Source organism: Arsukibacterium perlucidum DSM 18276, assembly GCF_000382165.1.
In the GTDB taxonomy this organism is placed as follows: domain Bacteria; phylum Pseudomonadota; class Gammaproteobacteria; order Enterobacterales; family Alteromonadaceae; genus Alishewanella; species Alishewanella perlucidum.
In genome coordinates this window covers 111,416-129,834 of record NZ_KB907705.1, presented here as the reverse complement: position 1 = coordinate 129,834, position 18,419 = coordinate 111,416, and the positions used below count along the sequence as shown (strand labels likewise).

The 18,419-nt window shown below is 50.8% G+C and carries 11 protein-coding genes; 6 read left to right on the top strand and 5 right to left on the bottom strand.

Features of this window, described 5'->3' with window-relative positions; translation table 11 throughout:
- Positions 1-236: 236 nt before the first annotated feature.
- A complete protein-coding gene (locus tag H141_RS0105815; RefSeq protein WP_019675306.1) occupies positions 237-1,727 on the top strand; it encodes a tetratricopeptide repeat-containing sulfotransferase family protein in 1,491 nt (496 codons plus the stop codon).
- On the opposite strand, the gene H141_RS0105810 is transcribed toward H141_RS0105815, so the two are convergent.
- From H141_RS0105810 to H141_RS0105795, 4 genes are all read right to left on the bottom strand, one after another.
- Positions 1,724-3,241, bottom strand: coding sequence for a tryptophan halogenase family protein (locus tag H141_RS0105810; protein WP_019675305.1), 1,518 nt, complete (start codon positions 3,239-3,241; stop codon positions 1,724-1,726). The two genes, H141_RS0105815 and H141_RS0105810, sit on opposite strands and share 4 nt — an antisense overlap.
- A 10-nt stretch (positions 3,242-3,251) precedes the next feature.
- The gene (locus H141_RS0105805; protein ID WP_019675304.1) at positions 3,252-4,805 is read right to left on the bottom strand and encodes a tryptophan halogenase family protein; all 1,554 of its coding nucleotides are present in this window, start codon (positions 4,803-4,805) and stop codon (positions 3,252-3,254) included.
- A 27-nt stretch (positions 4,806-4,832) separates the two neighbouring features.
- Positions 4,833-5,558: a SapC family protein gene (locus H141_RS0105800; protein WP_019675303.1), complete on the bottom strand. Its 726-nt coding sequence runs from the start codon at positions 5,556-5,558 to the stop codon at positions 4,833-4,835.
- Positions 5,559-5,694: 136 nt separating this feature from the next.
- Positions 5,695-8,280: a TonB-dependent receptor gene (locus H141_RS0105795; protein WP_019675302.1), complete on the bottom strand. Its 2,586-nt coding sequence runs from the start codon at positions 8,278-8,280 to the stop codon at positions 5,695-5,697.
- A gap of 444 nt (positions 8,281-8,724) precedes the next feature.
- On the opposite strand from H141_RS0105795, the gene H141_RS0105790 reads away from it, so the two are divergent.
- Positions 8,725-9,750: a LacI family DNA-binding transcriptional regulator gene (locus tag H141_RS0105790; protein ID WP_019675301.1), complete on the top strand. Its 1,026-nt coding sequence runs from the start codon at positions 8,725-8,727 to the stop codon at positions 9,748-9,750.
- Between the two features lie 55 nt (positions 9,751-9,805).
- On the opposite strand, the gene H141_RS0105785 is transcribed toward H141_RS0105790, so the two are convergent.
- The gene (locus H141_RS0105785; protein ID WP_019675300.1) at positions 9,806-11,407 is read right to left on the bottom strand and encodes an AbgT family transporter; all 1,602 of its coding nucleotides are present in this window, start codon (positions 11,405-11,407) and stop codon (positions 9,806-9,808) included.
- Positions 11,408-11,800: 393 nt separating this feature from the next.
- Between H141_RS0105785 and H141_RS0105770 the strand changes: the two genes are divergently transcribed.
- The 4 genes from H141_RS0105770 (at position 11,801) to H141_RS0105755 (ending at position 18,419) form a co-directional block, all read left to right on the top strand.
- A complete protein-coding gene (locus H141_RS0105770) occupies positions 11,801-12,550 on the top strand; it encodes a 3-hydroxybutyrate dehydrogenase (RefSeq protein ID WP_019675298.1) in 750 nt (249 codons plus the stop codon).
- Positions 12,551-12,593: 43 nt separating this feature from the next.
- Positions 12,594-16,082, top strand: a complete 3,489-nt coding sequence (locus tag H141_RS0105765; RefSeq protein ID WP_019675297.1) for a PAS domain-containing hybrid sensor histidine kinase/response regulator — start codon at positions 12,594-12,596, stop codon at positions 16,080-16,082.
- Between the two features lie 127 nt (positions 16,083-16,209).
- Positions 16,210-17,415, top strand: a complete 1,206-nt coding sequence (locus H141_RS0105760; protein WP_019675296.1) for a hypothetical protein — start codon at positions 16,210-16,212, stop codon at positions 17,413-17,415.
- Positions 17,406-18,419, top strand: a complete 1,014-nt coding sequence (locus H141_RS0105755; protein WP_019675295.1) for an HlyD family secretion protein — start codon at positions 17,406-17,408, stop codon at positions 18,417-18,419. The genes H141_RS0105760 and H141_RS0105755 overlap by 10 nt, the downstream gene beginning before the upstream one ends.

Genomic DNA, 18,419 nt, shown 5'->3' with positions numbered 1-18,419 from the left:
TGTATACGCTGCCTCCATCTGCTTCACTGGCGTACGGGCCTTATCTTGCGGTAAGAGCGGCGCCGAATCAACAGCTGAATGTGGATTTACCACCACAAAACCGGCTAAGCTGCTGCCAAATTTAAAAAAATATTTCCGGCTGTTCTAAAAAGCAGCAATCGACATCGCAGCACAGTAATTGACAACGCTGTCAGGCTAGGTTTAGATAGCATAAAGCACTTTTCCGACCCAATTTAATGACTTTAACGCCCGAACAACAACTGGCAGAAGCCGCCAGACTAATGCGTTGCAGTGAATACCAGCAGGCAATCGCCCTGAACCAGCAGGTGCTGCAGCAACAACCGGCCAACCTGAATGCCTGGCATATGTTATTTGAGCTGCATCGGCTTGCCGCTGACTATCAGTTGCTGGCGCAAGCCGGTATTCAGGCCAGACAACAACTCCCCGAATTTAAAGCCGCTATTCAGGCTGCCTATATGGCATTGCGTCAGCTGCAACGTCACCCGGAAGCTATCGCTTTAATACAGGATGCAATAAAGCAATACCCGGCCTGGGCTGAATTGCAATTGCAACTTGGTTTGCTTTACAAAGAAACGGCAGATTTTGCTGCAGCGCTGACAGTCTTTAATCAGGCAATAGCACTGACACCAACCTTATATGAAGCATACTGGTTAAGAGCTGACCTATTAAAACAGCCGACAACAACTGATATAGCTCAGCTGAGGCAGCTGCTGGCCACCACCGCACTACCCGACAACGCCAGGGCGCAATTGCATTATGCGTTGGCCAGGGCACTGGAGTTTCAGGGCCACTATGCCGATAGCTTTGCTGAGCTAAACGCGGGCGCAGCGGCCAAGCGACGGAGTTTACCGTATAACCATGCAGCAGAACTTGCAGAGCACCAGCGCAGCAGCCTGCCATTTGCGCAATTAACATTCGACCCGGCCGGTACTGCTGAGGTTACCCCTATTTTTATCTGTGGCCTGCCCCGCTCAGGCAGCACCCTGGTAGAACAAATATTATCCAGTCATCCGGCGGTCAGTGCCGGAGACGAAATGTTTGAACTGGCGCAGGCCACCAAAGAGGTGCTGAGTCAGCCCCAGCAACAACTACCTTTCCCACTTTGGGCAGCCAGTATGAGCGAAGCGCAGTGGCAGCAACTGGGCCAGTGCTACCTGGAGCGAACCCGTCACTTGCATGCTAACGGCTACTTTACCGACAAAATGCCGCTTAACTACAAAGCCATTGGCATTATTGCCAAAGCACTGCCACAGGCCAAAATTATCCATTGCCAGCGCCAGCCAATGGATACGCTGTTTAGCTGCTACAAACAGTTATTTGCCGATGGTATTGCTTTTAGTTACAGCCTGACTGAGCTGGCAGAAATATATCAGGCTTATCAGGCGTTAATGCGTCAGTGGCGGCAATTGCTGCCCGGGCGGATTTATCAGCTACCTTATGAAGCGCTGATCCTGCAGCAACAAGCAGAAACAGCCAGCTTACTGCAGTTTATCGGTTTAGACTGGGCAGACAGCTGCCTGGCATTTCAGCACAACCCGCGGGCCGTGTTTACTGTTAGCAGCACCCAGGTACGCCAGCCAATTTTTAGTAATCACATAGGTTTTTGGCAGCACTATCAACCGCAACTGGCCACCCTGGCAGACATGCTGGCACCTGACATCAGCCAGTATCAGCAGCAACTGCAGTTAAGATTAAACCGCTGCTAGGATTGCTGCGCCAGTTGCTGCAGATAGTCAGCATGTGGCACCGTGCGTTGCAATACCTGCTGCACCCTGTGCTGTAATTGGGTGAAGGGTTGCTGCAACCCTTCGCCAGATTGAAATTGCAATGCAGGATAGTGCTGCATGCCATACAGAATATAACGGTAATTTTCATCTGTAAAAGTGGTGGCGTAGCCGCCGGCTAAATCGTGATACTCACAAATTTTATGCCGCCACAATTGCAGCTTTTCCGGCAAGCCAGCGCAACTGGCTGCAGTTGCCTGCGCCTGGCGCCAGAAATCGGTGTCATCCCGGTCAGTCAGGCAATAATGCAGCACAATAAACTGCTTTAAATCCTGATAAAAGCCGTTCATCGCTGTATTGTATGAATCGCGTACAGTCTGAGCAACTGTGCCCTGCGACAAGTGCGTGCTGAGTAAACGGGCACCCAGGTTGATTAAGTGCAACCCGGTTGACTCCAGCGGCTCAATAAAGCCACCAGCAAGGCCAATCGCAATACAATTACCCAGCCAGAACTGCTGCCGGCAACCCACTTTCATTTCCAGATGACGGGCCTGCAGTTCAGCGGCCTCTGGCCCTAACCAGGCTCTCAGCTCCTGCTCAGCTTGTTCAGGCGTTAAACGATTGCCATCATAAACATAGCCGGTGCCCTGGCGGCTGCTTAAATCAATTTGCCAGGCCCAGCCATTGCTTAGCCCGGTGGCCACAGTGTAAGGCTTAGGCTGATAATCGTCGCTGTGAGGCCGTTGGATAGCTACGGCCTTATTGCAGGGTAAGGCATCAGCAAAGGATTGCCAGTTATTCTGTTGTAACGCCTCTATCAACAGACCTTTAAAGCCGGTAGCATCAATAAAGATATCCGCCTGATAACTGGCAGTTGTTGAATAAACCGCACTGATATTGCCGTCAGCTACGCTGACATCGACGATAGTATCTGCAATATGCGCCACCCCGGCAGCAACAGCGCTATCCCGTAAAAACCGCGCCAGCAACACCGCATCTAAATGATAGCCGTATGGCACTACAGCCTGATAAGGCGCCGATTGCCGTGCTTTCGGGCCATGGCCCTGCTTGATCAAATGAGCGCTGATACTGACACCTTCATCATAACGCTCCTGCCGGTAACGCGCCCCCAGTAACCAGCAACTTGACATATCCAGCTCCTGTCCAAGCTGCTGTTGTTCAAACGGATGAAAATACTGATGTACCTGGCCCGCTACCGGTTTCATCCAGTTGCGAAACATAATGCCAGTTTTCAGGGTGGCATGAGTTGCCCGCAACAGCTCGTTTTCATCCAGCCCCATCGCAGCGAAAAAGTAGCGGATACTATGCACGGTCGCTTCACCAACCCCGATAATGCCAATGTCCGGGCTTTCAATAACGTTGATCTGAAAATTTGGCTGCTGACTGTTAAATACTTTATTTAAATAAATGGCGGTCATCCAGCCGGCAGCACCACCACCAACAATGGTCAGGGTTTTCATTTTGTCCGGGTTCATATTACCTTACCTAAATTGTTTGCAGGCGATACTGCTGAATTTGCGCTAATAACTGGCGATGGGCCGGTAGTTGCCGGACTGCCTGGCTGGCCTGCTGCCGGATCTGGCCAAAATAACGTTCCGCTGCAGCCCCATGTGGATAACAGCTTTGCCGCAACGTTAAATCAGTATAGAAATCCATGCCATACAGCACATACAGGTAGTTATCCAGATTAAAAATTTCAAACCGGCTGGCAAAATCGTACTGGCTGGGCAGTTGCTGTTGCCAGCGCTCCAGCTTGGTCTGCAAGCTGGCAGGTACCGTTTCTGGCAGCCGGTTTGCGTGCCAGAACCCGATGTCATCAAGGTCTGAAAGTAAATAGTGCAGCTTAATAAAATCAATGACCCGGTCCCAGGCATAATGCACATGCTGATCAAACTCAGCGGCAGCCGCAGCCAGCAACCGCGTGTCGAGTGGCAAAATCTCTGCCAGATAGCGGGCGGCAGCATCATAAACCAGCAGTCCGGTAGCCTCCAGTGGCTCAACAAAACCCTGGGACAAGCCAATCGCAACGCAGTTCTTCTGCCAGAACGACTGCCGGTAACCTACCTGCATTGGGATATGCCGGCATGGCAACTCTGCTGCAGCAGGGCCCAGATACTGGCGTAAGGTTTGCTCTGCCGTTTCAGCATCAGCAAACTGGCTACTGTAAACATAACCGGTGCCGCGGCGCTTACTCAGACCAATATCCCAGATCCAGCCAGCATTCTGCGCACTGGCGATGGTATAGCTGGCAATCGGGCTATCGGCTGTGGCATAAGGCATTTGCAGCGCCACCGCGTTGTCTGCCAGCAAAATATCATTTTTGCTGATAAAGGGTACCTGCAGGGTGTCACCCAGCAATAAGCTTCGAAAACCGGTGCAATCAACAAAAAAATCAGCGGATACTTCGCCAACGCTGTCGGTCATAACACTGGCAATACTGCCATCAGCATTCTGACGCACTGCGCTAACATTGGCTTTTATATGATTAACCCCCAGCTTTTCAGTAGCATGACGGGTTAAAAACGCCGCAAATCTGGCAGCATCCAGATGATAGGCATAATTGCACAAGCCATCATACTCGGGGGGACTGATGGTTTTCGGCGCCAGACCGGCATCGCAAACCTGGCCCTGAATGGTTAAGCGATTTACGTAATTATCCGGGCCAGGTTTAAGTAAATAATAGGGAGTCAGTGCTATCGGCTGCTGCTCGGGGTAATCGAACGGATGATAATAGTGATGGCGCTGGCCCCCGTTTGCCTTGCGCCAGCCAACAAATTTAATCCCTTGTTTAAAGGTGGCGTCACACTCTCTGATAAAATCAGTTTCGCTGATCCCCAGATGCTGCAAACTTTGGCGGATGGCCGGCACTGTGCCCTCACCGACTCCGATAGTGGGAATATCAGCAGATTCCAGTAAGGTCACCTGCACACTGCCCGGTTGCTGACACTGCAGGTGGCGCGCCAGATGGCAGGCGCTAAGCCAGCCAGCAGTGCCACCGCCGACTACCAAAATGTGCTTGATCCTGGTCGCTGCTGCCATTTGCTACTCCGTTCAGGGCCCTGTGTTTTAGTGTGGCAGCCGGGATTGAACCTGCTGGCTGGCAGCCCGGTCCACCAAATGGCGCAGCCTGTGCAAAGATAACAAGTGCGCATAAATTGCCGGCAAAAAACCGCGCTGCCGCAGCTCGGAAAAATCTGCACTGGCCAGTGTATTTAACTTTACTTCATCAATTACATACAGGCCATTTAACTGCTGGGGCTGGCCATGGATGCTGACACTAAGTTGCTGCGGGCTTAACAGCGACAACTCTGCCAGTCTGGCAATAAATACTCCGGTGAGCTGCTGCGCGTCAAAATACCCCGCCAGCCCCCGCTTATTATCTTCTAAAAATCGGCTCTCTGTCCCGTCCTGATTAAACAGCGGCTGTCCCTGCTGACTATTTAACCGCGGCGAGCTTTCATTTAACGCTACCACCAGCTGGCCTTCGTCCTGTGGATCAAGAGCCAGACAAAGCGGATAGTAGCGCAGCACCTCTGGCATATACTGTCCCTGCCACTGCTTACCCAACACAAACTCATTGCGACCTTCCGCCAACGCAGCCAGTAACACAGCCTGAAACTGGCCGCTCTCGCTATTTTTAACAAAAACTATCGGGTACTCGCTGGCGGCTCTGACAAACTCGGTTGCCAGCAGCGGCAACAGTTGCTGGCCAGCAACATGCGATACATCCTGTTCATTGCTCAGCCGCAGATGGCCATGCGCTTCTTTGGTTAGGGGTCTGATCGCTGTCATTTCAACCTCATTTCGTCCTGCTGTCGCAGTTGTCGTTATAATTTTGCTCAAGTCGAATATAAAGTATGCTCAGAACAAACCGCAAAAGGGAAGGTTGCCCTTCCCTTTGTTTAGTTATATATCAAGGCATTTGTTGTTAGAACCGGAAGCTGGCACCCACAGTGATCCGGCGGGCCATCTCATATTCATAGAGTGGAAAGCCCTGAGCAAAACCGCTGTAGAACACCGGCTCCTGATTATTGCCAAACTGTTTGGAGCTGGCTTCCAGCAGGTTGTTCACATCCAGTTTCACATCGATATTATCTGTCACTGACCAGACAGCACTTAAATCCAGGCTGCCAAAGTCATCGTGCAACCGGTTGCCGTAGGAGCCGGCTTCCCGGATCATATACTCACTGCGCCAGTTATAAGCCAGCCGCAGCTGCACCGCGTCGTTTTCATAGTAGCCGGTCAGGTTGTATGAATGACGAGAGCTATCACTGAGCACCCGGTTGCGGTCGCCAAAGGTGTCACGGTCAGTTTTAGCATCGGTATAGGTATAGTTCACAATAGTACCAAAACCATTACCAAAATCCTGCTGGTATTGCAGCTCCAGCCCCTGAATAGTGGCATCTTTACCATTACCTTTTTGCTCAACAATCCAGCCAAACGCCTGTTCATCCGGATTGGTCAGCGGGAACGGGATCTCTGCCGCACTGGCATTGCTGCGGGTAACGGTGACAAAGTTTTTGACATCTTTGGCAAACAGCGCTGCTGAGACCATCGAGCTGGCATCAAAATACCATTCAACACCGATATCAAACTGATTACCAACGAACGGCTGCAAGCCAACATTACCGACAATCCAGCGTTGGTTATTGGGCAAATCGTCGTTGGTACCCATAACATTAGGGTTAACATACATATCCACATATTGTGGCCGTGCCATAACCCGGGCGGCAGAGGTCCGCAACAGCAGATCATCAGCTAAATCAAACACTATATTGAAGCTGGGCAAAAACTCGGCATAGCTTGCATCAGTGCTGGTTTGGTTGCCATCCAGATAATAGGTCGACCTGGCATCAGTGCTGACATAACGTAAACCAAAGTTACCGCGCACACCATCGGTGCCAAATTTGGCCATCGCATACAACGCCGCGTTGTCTTCATCAATTTCGCTGTATGCGCCTAAATCTTCTGTTTCACCAATAATACTGGCTTTAGCCCAGTCTTTTAACGCCTCACTGTCGAAACGAATAATCTGATAATTACCAGCGCCGACATCAATTAAGCCGTTCGCTAAACCAGCAGTCGGAATTTGCGGATTAAAACCATCAGCCTGAATATATTCAAAGCGGCGGCTGCGGGTATTATGCTGGGCATAGCGGGCGCCAAATTTCAGCTCGTTGATAATGCCGTATTCGACTTCAAAGGCAATATCGCCCTGAATGTAGCTTTCATCATCGCTTTTCGGTGTGCGGTTAAAATTCGGGCCTGTGCCCATAACCAATGAACCCGGATCATAAGTTGCCAGATCAAAACCTGGCGTGTTCCAGCTTTGGCCTCCGCCGGTAAAATCATAAGTACCATTAACCGGGGTACCACCCGTGCCATCGTCCACTACCATTTCAAAATCTGTACCGCCGGTAGAGCTGGTATCACCCAGATGAATACTGGCCAGATAGTTATCACCCTGGTACTCCAGCTTCAGATCCAAAACCTGAGATTTCATGGTCGCTTCCCGTGGCCGGGCCTGGTAATAGGCGACATTCAGAGGCCCTTTTACCGGGGTGCCCTGTCCCAGCGCCGGATCACCAATCCAGGCTTCTGTAGCAGAGGTATCACCCCAGGTTGTATCAGCCTGAGTTAACCATAATGCATAGTTGGTATTATCGGCTGCCATTGCCATGTCCAGCACATTCAGCACCACATTCAGGGTGTCAGTTGGCCGATACTGTAAGGTAGCGGCAAAAGCAGTACGTTTACGATCCTGTTCAAAGGCCACCGGACCGGCACCCCACTGCCAGAATGCTTCATTGCCTTGCCGTTGCAAACTGCGTTGCTGCGCCACTGCTGCTAACAAAAAGCCTACAGTTTCATCGTCGTTCTTCCAACTGCCTAAACCAGAAAATTGCGGATCCGTGCTACCAGAGTCAGACTGATAAGAACCCTCTACCGAGGCAAAATAGGTATTAGAATCTAAATCTAACGGCTTGCGGGTATTAACGATAACAGTACCGCCAACTCCACCTTCGGTTAAATCCGCTTGCGAGCTTTTGTAAACCTCTAAATCACCAACAAGTTCAGAAGGGAGTAACTCATAGTTAAAACTGCGCCTGGCGGGTTCTAATACAAACCAACCCGTCGACGCTACATTCTGGCCGTTGAGAGTCGTCAACGTCAGGTCTTCACCCGCACCACGAATAGACACCGCGGCACCTTCACCAAATTGTCGTTGAATGGTTACCCCTGGAATGCGCTGCAAAGACTCTGCTACGTTTTTATCCGGAAACTTACCAATATCTTCGGCCGTTATCATATCGACAGTTCCGTCGTTATAACGTTTGGCATTTAAGTTAGCTTCCTGCGAGGCACGGATGCCCCTGATTTGAATCACTTCAACCTCACCGGCCTTGGCGCCCTCGTCGTCAGTTGCCAACACTGGTATTGCAGCCGTTGCAACAGTGGCCAATAACGCCATTCTGACCGCCAGTGCGCAGCGTTTTATATTATTTTTCCGCATGTGCTTCTCCCGTTCCTGTACTTATTATGTATCGCGCTTAGTCTTGTCCTGCAATGACAACGCTGTCATTAGTTTTAAACATACACAAATTATTTTTGCATTGCAAAGAGTTTTAGTTGATATTTTCAACAGTTTTTGTTGTTGCAAAGTTAGAAACGTGCTCAGCGTTGTCTGCAGCAGACTGCTGACTTAACTGCCACACCTTAATTTTAAACCACTGTTTTATAAAAGATTTAATAAAATTAAAATTAACAGTTTGTGTTAAAAGTTAAACAATGAGATAAATATCTAACTGTTGTTTGCGGTATAAACAAATATTCATTAGATAAAATTGGTCTATACGAATGACGAGCGTTGTCATATTTGCTGCAGGCGACATCACCACTTCAGAAGGTTATGCTAATATAAGCAGCTTAACCGGGAGTGACAATTTGAGAAAGACTGATGAAATCAACTATAAATGATGTGGCAAAACTGGCAGGCGTATCCATTAAAACCGTATCCCGGGTAATGAATAACGAACCCTCAGTTCGTAAAGACACCTTTGATAAAGTCACCGCGGCAATCAAACAACTGCAATATCAACCCAACGCAGCGGCCCGCAATCTGGCCAGTAGCCGTTCGTACAGCATTGGTTATGTTTATGACAACCCCAACGCCTATTATGTAATTGAAATGCAGCGCGGTATGCTGGATGCCTGTCGTAAACACAGTTACGAGCTGATTATCCACCCCACCAATGCTAAATCGCCGGATATCGTGCAGGAGGTGATCGAGTTGGTCGAGCGTTCAAGACTGGCAGGCCTGGTGTTAACGCCACCCTTTTCAGAAATGCCACATCTGGCTGAAGCATTAGCCGCTAAAGATATCGCCTTTGTCAGGATTATTTCCGGCTCTACCCCATCACCCAAGCTCAGCAACTGTGTGCTGGTAGACGATTTTACTGCCGCATTTAAAATTACTAATCATTTACTGGAACTGGGCCATACCGACATTGCATTCTTGGGTGGTGATGAAGAACATAGCTCCAGCGGCGAACGTCTGGCTGGTTTTGAAGCTGCACTGGTTAAGCGTGGACTGAAGCCAAAACCAGAGTGGGTAGTAGCAGGCAGTTACTCGTTTGAATCCGGGGTCGCCCGGGCTAAAACCCTGCTTAGCAGCAAACACAGGCCCAGCGCGATATTTGCGTGTAACGACGAAATTGCCGCTGGTGCCTTATTCAGCGCCCGTTTAATGAATATCTCTATTCCTGATCAGCTGGCTATTGCCGGTTTTGAGGACAGCCCGTTTTCGCGCCAAACCTGGCCACCACTCACCACTGCTCACCAACCTAACGCAACCATTGCTCAATATGCAGCTGAGCTTTTGTTTAAGTGCAGCAAGAAAACCAATAACAAAGCTGATGTTAAGCAACAGACGGTATTTATTCCGGAGCTGGTGGTTCGCGAGTCCACCACAGCAGGTAATTGAATTTTAGCTTGCAAAAAAACCGCTGAATTCAGCGGTTTTTTTATATCAGCTTGGTTTAACCTGCCTCGAACTGATAGAAAGTAGGTGAACCTGGACCAACCGGTAAGTTGAAAACAAAAACCCACAGGAAAAATAACAGTGTCCAACCAATAAAGAACACTATCGAATACGGCAACATGGTGGCGATAAGGGTACCCAGGCCTAAATCTTTCTTATAGCGGGCAGCCACCGCTAATATCAGGCCGAAATAACTCATCATCGGGGTAATAACGTTAGTGACTGAATCACCTATCCGGTAAGCCGCCTGGATCACTTCAGGTGAATAACCAATAATCATCAGCATGGGTACAAAAATAGGCGCGGTTATCGCCCATTGAGCTGAAGCCGACCCCAGCATCAGGTTAACAAAGCCACACATCGCAATAAAAAACAGGAACAGCAATGGCCCGGTTAAGCCAAGCTCCTGCAGAAAGGTGGCCCCTTTGACTGCGAAAATAGAGCCTAAATTTGACCAGCCAAAAAACGCCACAAATTGCGCCGCAAAAAATACCAGCACAATATAAAGTCCCATGGCACCAATGCTTTTAGACATAGCATTGATTACGTCTTTATCGTTTTTCATGGTACCGACAATCTTGCCGTAGACAAAACCCGGTATAGCGAAGGTAATGAAAATAAATACCACAATACCTTTTAAGAATGGTGAACCTGGCACACCACCGGTTTCCGGGTTACGTAAAATACCCCATTCCGGCACTATACTCAGCGCCAGCAACACCGCCAGCGCGAAAAATGCCAGGCCGGCTCCGGCCAATCCGCGCCTTTCCTGCTGTGTCAGCATTTCCAGTTTTTGTTCGTCTAAATCGATTGCCGCTTCGCTCTTATCGTATTTACCCAGCTTAGGCTCAACAATTTTTTCAGTGACTATGGCCCCCAAAGCGGCAATAACAAAGGTGCTGGCAATCATAAAAAACCAGTTTGCCTCGGGGCCAACCGTATAGTTTGGGTCTATCAGGTTGGCGGCAGAGGTCGTAAAACCAGCCAACAGCGGATCAACGGTACCAATAAACAAATTAGCACTGTAACCGCCTGACACTCCGGCAAAAGCGGCCGCTAAACCAGCCAGCGGATGGCGGCCAAGCGAGTGAAATATCACTGCAGCCATCGGAATTAACACCACATAGCCCAGCTCTGAAGCTGTGTTAGAGATAATACCGGCAAACACGATAGTAACAGTTACCATCCGTTTCGATGCGCCCATTACCAGGCCGCGCATTGCTGCTGAAATTAAACCGGAATGCTCAGCAATACTAACGCCAAGTAAGGCTACCAGCACCACGCCAAGCGGAGGAAAATTAGTAAAGTTGGTTACCAGATTAGCAATTATGCGCTGCAGGCCATCAACACTAAACAGGCTGACCACCCGGATAATGCCATCAGCAGAACGTCCGGCAGCGCCTTCCGGCCGCGGGTCAACTGCACTGAAATCAAAATAGGCTGCTACGCCGCTACCTACCACTACTAACAGGGCAAATAAGGCAAATAATGTCACCGGATGTGGTAATAAATTACCCAGAAACTCTACAGTATCAAGAAAACGGGTAAACCAGCCACGCTTTGGTCCTGCCGGGGCAGGTGCTCTACCAGCGTTTGTCATAAATGAATCCTTCTTGGTCAAAGCGCAGATAATGTCGATAATTATCTGGAAATAGTTAACAGCTTTTCTGGTTATTTTAAGGCTCACAGCAGAAAAATAGCGCAAGAGCCTGATATATCGCAGCTTAACCAGGCCAGAACAGCGCCTGAAGCTGACTTTTTATAGTATTTATCGGCCAAATCTATCACAGGAAAGGCTTGCCGCAAAGCCTGAGGCTGCCGCTGAACTGGCTATTGCGTCAAACTGCAGCTGAAAACAACAAAATAGCAGCCATTTAACTCACGTATAGCGTTCAATAACCCCCACTTTCACTGCCACATAGCACTAAAGTACCGTTGCCATTGGCCTGCCCGCTGCCTAGCATAGGCTATTAACATTTTTAGGAGAAACCCTATGCGCGCTGTTATTACCGGAGGTACCGGCGGTATTGGTTTTGCTATCGCCAGCCATTTTGGCAAGGCCGGCTACCAGGTGGTATTAGCTGATTTAAATCAGCAGCTGTTACAGCAAAAAACTGCAGAGCTTAGCAGTCAGGGGTTTACCGCTGATTATTGTGTGCTGGATGTAACTGATCAGCAAGCTATTGACGCTTGCGCCAGACGCTTTCCGGCAGACATTCTGGTTAACAATGCGGGTATTCAGCATGTGGCACGGCTGGAAGATTTTCCGCCGGAAAAATGGGCATTACTGCTTAATGTTATGCTAACCGGGCCGGCCATGCTAACCCGCGCCATGCTGCCCTCCATGCGCAGCAATAACTTTGGCCGGGTGATTAACATCGGCTCTATTCATGCGGTAATAGCCTCACCATTTAAATCAGCCTATGTTGCAGCTAAGCATGGTTTGCTGGGTTTTAGTAAGGTAGTAGCGCTGGAAAACGCCGATAAAAACTTTACTATTAATACTATCTGCCCCGCATACGTTAAAACGCCGTTGGTAGAGCAGCAAATTGCCGCTCAGGCCAAAGAGCACAACCTGACAGAGCAACAGGTTATCGAACAGATAATGCTGGCGCCAATGCCACAAAAGGCCTTTATCGATGTCAGTGAAATTGCCGCAATGGCGGCCTTTCTTTGCCAGGATGCTGCCAGGCATATGACAGCGCAAACCCTGATCCTTGACGGTGGCTGGACAGCCCGCTAGCACTACGCCTTTATCTGAGGCACAATCGGCTAACGAGTATTAGATGACCTCACCGCAACAGATGATTGAAAATGGCAGCGGCATTGGTTTAGCCACCATTGCCGCCATCTCACTGGTATACCTGCTGATTTTATTCAGTGTTGGCCGCTTTGGCCGACGTATCACGGCCCGGCATCCGCTGGCACCCTGGGTATTCAGCTTTGCCCTGTCAATCTACTGCACCTCATGGGCCTTTTATGGGGTAACAGCTCAGGCTGCGGTAAACGGCTGGTGGATCCCCCCCACCTATATCGGCTCTTTTATTCTGTTCTGGTTTGGTTTTAAACTGATTGCCCGCATAGCCATCGCCTGCCGGCGCTACCGCATTACCTCAGTTGCCGATTTTATTGCCACCCGCTTTGGCCATTCCCGCTCGCTGGCAGTATTAATTACCCTGATCCTGATTATGGCGGTGATTCCCTACATCGCCCTGCAATTGCATGCTGTGTCTACCAGTATTAATACCCTGGTGCAAGCTGAGGTAGGTGTGCACTGGTACACCGATACCGGTTTTTATGTCAGCTTGTGGATGGCGGTATTTGCCCTGCTATTCGTCAGCAAAAGTGCCAGGGCGCATCAGCCAAACCCCGGCCTGATGACGGCTATTGCCTTTGAATCGTTGATTAAATTACTGGCTTTACTGGCAATTGGCTGTTTTGTGGTGTTTGGCATGTTCGACGGTTTTGCCAGTATCTTTGACAGTGCCGCTGTTGACCCGGCAATCAGTAAGTTGCGCGAGCAAGCGCTGCCAATGCATGCGTACTGGCTGCACGCCTTGCTCGGTTTTTTTGCAACACTCTGCTTGCCGCGGCAGTTTCATGTCAGTTTTGTTGAAAACCAAAAACTAAGCCATCTGCGCAGTGCCCGCTGGATTTTCCCGCTGTATTTACTGTTAATGAGTATTTTTACCCTGCCGCTGGCGCTGGCCGGCGTCATGTTGCTGGGCAATGATGTCAATATTGATGTCGTGGTATTACAGTTACCGCTGGCAGCCAACCGCACCGACATTGCCCTGCTGGCCTATCTGGGCGGCTTTTCTGCCGCCACCAGTATGGTAGTGGTCGCGACGGTGGTGCTGGGCATTATGATCACCAACGAACTACTTGCGCCCTTTATTTACCGCAGCAGCCAGCTGCAACCAGCATTGCAGCATAAAGTAAAAGTGGCCACATTGCGCCGCTCAGCCATGCTTACCGTTATGGCGCTGGGCTTTGTGTACTACCGTTTTATTGGTACCGAAACCGGCCTGGCCCAGCTGGGTTTAATGGCGTTTGCGTTGGTGGCGCAACTGGCGCCGGCGTTAATCCTTGGTTTATTGTCACGCAAGGTCAACCGCCAGGGCGCTATCGCCGGGGTGCTCAGCGGTGCGATAGTCTGGGCTTATATTTTGTTACTGCCGGAAATCAGCCGGGCGGGTTTAATGGGCTCAAACTGGCTGAGCCAGGGGCCCTTTGGCATGTCATGGCTGGCCCCACAGCAGTTGTTTGGCTGGCAGGCAGACCCGTTAAGTTTAGGGGTATTGCTGAGTTTATCGGTAAACTGCCTGATGGTGTTGCTGGTAAGTCAGTTTAGTAATACCCGGATAAGTGAATGGCTGGAAAGTGGCCGTTTCTTAAGAGCTCAGCTGAGTAGCGACCATAGTCGTCGCAGCTCGCAGCTAAGCGTGCAGGATTGCTATCTGCTGGTAAAGCGCTTTGCCGGTGAAAAAGAAGCACGACGCCTGCTGCTGCGTAATCTAAAAGACCCCGCTCCTGCCCAGAACCAACTGGCGCCGCTTAATCTGGTACAAGCCGCTGAGCGCAGTCTGGCTGCCGTGGTTGGTGGCGCCTCTATGCGGTTAATTATGGATGCCGCCGGCCGGCATGCCCAGTTACCAATGGAAACCATTGAACGTTTTGTGGACGAAGCCAGTCAGGTATTTCAGTTTAACCAGGCACTGCTGCTCTCGACTATTGATAATATCAGCCAGGGCATAAGCGTAGTCGATGCCGATTTACGGCTGATTGCCTGGAATCAGCGCTATATAGACATGTTCAGCTATCCGCCGGGCATGGTTGAAGTAGGTAAACCGGTCGCCGACGTCATTCGCTTTAACCTGCAGCGTGGCCTGATTGACAGTGAAAACATTGAGGCTGAAGTCAGCAAACGGCTAAGCTTTCTGCGCCAGGGCAGCAGTTATAAGTTCCAGCGCCAGCAGCAAGATGGCCGGGTGCTGGAGATGCAGGGTAACCCGTTACCCGGCGGCGGTTTTGTCACCACGTATACCGATGTCAGCTCTTTTATTGCCGTGCAAACTGAGCTGGAGCAAAGCAATACCCTGCTGGAACAACGGGTCAGCGAGCGTACTTATGAATTACAGCAGCTCAATCAGCAATTGCAGCTAACCCAGCAGCAGCTGGAAGCCAGCACCGCCGCCAAAACCCGGTTTTTTGCGGCCGCCAGTCATGACCTGATGCAGCCTTTCAATGCTGCGGCATTATTTGCAGGCTTACTACGCCAGCAAAGCACCACGCCTGAACTACGTCAGCTGAGTGTCAACCTGACGAACTCGCTTAATTCTGCCGAGGAGCTGCTTACCGCTATTCTGGATTTAACCAAGCTTGATTCCGGCGTCATTAAAGCCTACCCGCAGACAGTTGCGGTCAGCCAGCTGCTGGATGATATTGGCCGCGATGCGGCAGCACTGGCTGCTGAGAAAGGCCTGCAGTTTCGGATCTACAGCAGTAAGCTTAGTGTCAGCACCGACCGCAAGCTGGTGAAACGGGTTATCCAGAACCTGCTGGCCAACGCCGTGCGTTACACCAATGCCGGCAGGGTGGTATTGGGGGTAAAAAGAGCTGGAAAGCATTTACAAATAAGGGTTATGGATACCGGAGTAGGCATTGCCAAAGCGGACCAACAGCGCATTTTTGAAGAGTTTCAGCAAGGCAGCCAACCGGATCAAAAAGGCCTTGGCCTCGGTCTGGCCATTGCGCTGCGGATAAGTGACATTCTGGGCCATACACTCAGCGTGCAATCGGTACCGGGTAAAGGCAGTTGTTTTAATCTGTTGCTGCCGTTAGCGACAACACCGGCACTTTCAGCTGTGGTGAGTATGCCCAGCAGCAATGAAATCAGTGCCAGCTTTGCCGGCAAGAAAGTCTTGTTGCTGGACAACGAAGCCCATCTGCTCAGTGCCGTTAGCGCGCTGTTAAGCAGCTGGCAATGTCAGGTTACGGCGGTTAGTCAGCCGGCTGAAGCCCTGACAGCCATTCGCCAGGGGCTGAAACCAGATTTATGTTTGTTTGACTACCATCTGGATAACGCCGCTACCGGTGTCGCAGTGGCTGAGCAACTGGCCAGCCACTTTGCGATAAATGTGCCGGTTATTATTCATTCGGCTGATCATGACCAGAATATCCGCGAACAAGCCCTGAATAGCGGTTTTTACTTTTTGTTAAAGCCCCTGAAACCCGCCGCCTTGAAAAAGCTATTCAGCCGGCTACTGCGCTGACATCAGCTGATCATGTGAACACAACATAAATTCATATAAAGCACATAAAAAATAAACTGAAACTCTAATTTACTTTAGTCCCAAATAAGATAACATTTGCAACATTTTTACCATCAATGTTATGGCAATGGATTTAAACCTGGTTAGCGCCCCCCACCTGCCTGACGCGCGGGCAGCATTGCAACGTCAGGTGCAGCATAGCAGCACCAATGTGGTGACCGATTATCCGCTGCTATTGGCGCCACAACTTAGCACCCGCTTGCTCAGCGCTAATGCTGCGGTAATAAATCAGGCTATGCAGCAATCTACCCTGGCTGGCGTCAGAGCCTTGCTACCATCAGATGTCCTGCTGGGCAACGCGCCGGCAAAGCCGCACTTTTTTGCTGTCGACTTCGCGCTTTGCTGCAACCAGCAACAGCAACTGGTACCGCAGCTGATTGAGTTACAGGCTTTTCCGTCTATGCTGGCAATGAGCTTTTTTCTGGAACAACAGTATGGCGCCACTGTATTGGCAGGGCTGACCTTAGCCCAACGCCAGCAGCTTTGGCAACAAATGCTGCACCCTGAACAGAGCAGCAACCCGGGCAATACCGGTGGAACAGGTGAAATAATTATGCTGGACTACCAGCCATTGGTGCAGCGCACCGCCATGAGCTTTATTTTAACCGCTCAGCTTGGCGTGCAGCCGCTCTGTGTTAGTGCTTTGTACCGCAAAGGCCGTCAGCTGTTTTATCGGCTGGATGGCCGTGAGCGCAAAGTAAATCGAATATACAACCGGCTCATTTTGGCGGCCCTGCCTCAGGCCGTTGCGCAGCAAGCCAGACGATTGCTGACCGATGCCGACGTTAGCTGGCTCGGCCACCCGGACTGGTATTATTTTGTCTCCAAAGCCAGCATGCTGTTTATGCAAGGCCCCTGGTTACCGCCGGTCAGTCTTGTTAACAGTCCGGCGCCTGACACCTTGCTGGCAGACCATGTTTGTAAACCCTTATTCGATTTTGCCGGTCGCGGCGTAGAGCTGTCTCCCACTGTGGCCTATCTGGCGTCCCTGCCATCTGCAGCTTATATGCTGCAACAAAAAGTAAACTATGCGCCCTGTGTTACCACACCGCAGCAGCACCAGCTGAAAACCGAGATCCGGGTAATGAGCTTGTGGCCAGACAACGCAGCAGAACCGGTGGCAGTAGCAATGATGGCGCGTTTAACTGCCGGGGGTTACATCGGCATGAACCACCAGCAAACCGAGCAGCACACAGCAGGCGGTGCCACTGTAGCACTGTGTGCTCAGGAAGCTGGGGAAGCTGGGGAAGCTGGGGAGAAAGTATGCGCATAAAATGGTGGCTACTGCCAACGCTGCTGGCAAGCCTGATGTTAAGTGGTTATGCCCTGTGGGAGCAACAATGGCGCCGCACGCTTCGCACTGACATGGCTTATGTTGAAGCCGATCTGTTGTATATTAAAGCTCAGCAAAGCGGCATAGTGTTGGCACGTTACGCGCTGGAACTGAGCCAGATCGCAGCCGGCCAGCCCTTGCTGCAACTGGACGATGCCACCGAGCAACACCAGTTAGCCAAGCTGCAGGCTGAGCAGTTGCAATGGCAACAGCAACTGGATGCCAATGCCAACCAACAGGCGATAATCCGCCATCAGCTGCAGCAGTTAAAGTTTGATATTGCCCTGGCCCAATCAGAACTCGAGCTGGCGGAAGCCGATTTATATCGCCAGCAGCAACTGCAGCAACAAGGTCTGGTGCAGCAGCGCGACTTGCAGCAAGCCTCGCATCGCGTGCAACGGGCCAATATAGTGCAACAAAAGCTGCAGGGGCAGCGACAGGGCCTGACATTGCAACAACAGCAATGGCAACTGCAGGCTGCCATTCTGCAGCAGGACCTGGCAAAAAACAGCCTGGCCCAACAAGACAGCAGCAGACGGATCAGCCAGTTCCGACTGTTAGCGCCAGCCAGCGGTACTTTATCCAGCATTAGCGTTCAGGCCGGCGAACTGGTTAACGCCGGCGATAATATTGCCACACTGGTGCCCACAGAGGCGATCTGGATTGAAGCCTATTTCAAAGAAAGTGTTATCGCCGGCATCACGCCGGGCCAACGCGCCGAAGTGCGGATCGACGCTTTTCCTGAGCAACGCTTTGCCGGCGAAGTGATTGCGGCCTCACCACTGGCCGGCGCTAAACTCAGTTTAATCAGCCCTAACTATACATCGGGAAATTTTATTCGGATTGAACAACGGGTACCGGTGCGGATCCGGCTTAGCGACAGCGAATTGCCCGTGCTGCGCCCGGGCTTATCAGCCCGGGTTACTCTGACCAGAGCTGATTAA